The sequence below is a fragment of the Herpetosiphon sp. genome (assembly GCF_003512625.1).
Taxonomy (GTDB): Bacteria; Chloroflexota; Chloroflexia; order Chloroflexales; family Herpetosiphonaceae; genus Herpetosiphon; species Herpetosiphon aurantiacus.
Window position 1 is genome coordinate 92,233 of the sequence record NZ_DOPT01000033.1, and the last position, 1,802, is coordinate 94,034.

Here is a 1,802-nt window from a genome sequence, read left to right on the forward strand (position 1 = left end):
TCCCGCCTAGAGGCGGGACGGAAGGGTGGTGATCACAAACGCTGATTAACAAGCTAGGCTTGAAAAAAGGAAGAATCAGGGATGCGAGCACATCGGCAATTCTGAATGGCGTGAACCAATTCATTTAAGCGCTAGAACCTAGTGGAGTAGTTTCAATGAAAGTAACATTTCGTGTGCCACGCTTCGATGCTGCCACCGATTTTACCGCCAAATATCAGGTCTATCATGTTGAGGTAAATCAATTTACCACGATTCTTGATGCCTTGAATATCATCAAAGACGAGCAAGATAGCAGCTTGACCTTTCGGCGTGGCTCGCAATCGGGCATCGATGGCTCGTGTGGCATGATGATTAATGGCCGCAATCGCTTGGCCTCGACCACCCGTGTGCTGTCCTTAAATAGCACTGAAATTGCCGTGGGACCATTACCAGGTTTCCCAGTCATTCGCGATTTAGTGGTTGATTTCGATTCGTTCTTTGCCAAAGATGCAGTGATGTTGCCCTATTTGGTCACCGACATCGCCAAGCCTGCTGATGGCAAGGAGCGCTTGCAAAGCCCCAAAGATGCTAACCGCATCGCCTTGGCTGCTAGCTGTAATCAATGTGGTTGCTGTACCTCGGCCTGCCCAGTTCACTGGAGCAACGGCGAATATTATGGCCCATCAGCATTAACTCGCGCCTATCGCTTTGTCGAAGATTCACGCGATACCGCGATTAAGGCTCGCTTGGATATTGTTGGCTCAGAAACCGGCGTTTGGCGCTGCCATACCGTGTTCAACTGCTCAGAATGCCCTAAGTCGATTCCCAATGGCGAAAATATTCAAGCCCTCAAGCGCAAAATTATGCTCAACAAAATTGGCCTTGGGCGGATTGAAGTTAAAGTTGCTCGAACCGAAGCAACTGTCTAAATTCCATGACTGGGCAATCATCAATTCAAACATTGCTGCGCCATTGGCTCAAGCTGTTTGCCTTGGCGATTGCCCAGTTGGTTCAATATTTCGTCAAGCCACCAAACCAGCTAGCAATGAATGTAGATCAAGCACCACCTATGCCTATTACCCCAACTGACCAACCAGAAATTGAAGCCGAATCGTGCTCAATTGAGGTAGTTGCAAACCCTGAGTTTGAGCCTGCTGTTTTGATTGAGCCAGTTGAATCGCCATCGCCAATGCCAACCCTGACCGAGCATTTACACCCTGATTTATTGCTGCGAGCCGAGGCTGTGCTGTTTGTCGCCGGTGATCCGGTTGAATATGCGACCTTGGCCAATGCCCTCGAATTGCGTGAGCAGGACATTCCGCTGTTAATTGCGGATTTACGCCAGCGCTTCGCTGGGCGCGGCATTCGGTTGCAAGATCAAGCTGGCACCTTGCAATTAGTTAGTGCGCCCGAAGCCACCAGCGCCCTCGAACGCTTTCTAGGGGTCAGCCAACCGCAAAAACTCTCACCAGCAGCACTTGAGGTTTTGGCAATTATTGCCTATCGTCAGCCAGTAACGCGGGCTGGGCTTGAGGCAATTCGTGGGGTCGATTCGAGTGGCGTTGTACGTTCGCTCTTGGCGCGTGAATTAATTTATGAGGTTGGGCGGGCTGAAACGATTGGCCGCCCAGTGCTTTATGGCACAACCAGCCAATTTTTGCATATTTTTGGGATTACCAGTTTAGCTGAATTGCCAGCCTTTAATTTTGAACGCCAAGCCCCAACCGACCCCGATGCAGCTCAAGAACGACTGTTTTAAGCGATTTTGTTGGATTACCCCTGCTCGTACTCTGTGATATGTGACACCTTGCGTCATAAACCTG

General features: G+C 49.9%; 2 protein-coding genes. Both read left to right on the top strand.

Features of this window, described 5'->3' with window-relative positions:
• Nucleotides 1–155 precede the first annotated feature (155 nt).
• Nucleotides 156–908 (top strand): succinate dehydrogenase/fumarate reductase iron-sulfur subunit, encoded by a 753-nt coding sequence (locus DEF47_RS08160; protein WP_012191316.1) that lies wholly within the window; start codon nt 156–158, stop codon nt 906–908.
• 5 nt (nt 909–913) lie between these two features.
• Nucleotides 914–1,738: an SMC-Scp complex subunit ScpB gene (scpB, locus tag DEF47_RS08165; protein ID WP_012191317.1), complete on the top strand. Its 825-nt coding sequence runs from the start codon at nt 914–916 to the stop codon at nt 1,736–1,738.
• Nucleotides 1,739–1,802 lie beyond the last annotated feature (64 nt).

Excerpts from the sequence above, each read along its gene's own strand:
- scpB (WP_012191317.1), top strand. The coding sequence starts at position 914 with ATGACTGGGCAATCATCAATTCAAACATTGCTGCGCCATTGGCTCAAG.
- DEF47_RS08160 (WP_012191316.1), top strand. The coding sequence starts at position 156 with ATGAAAGTAACATTTCGTGTGCCACGCTTCGATGCTGCCACCGATTTT.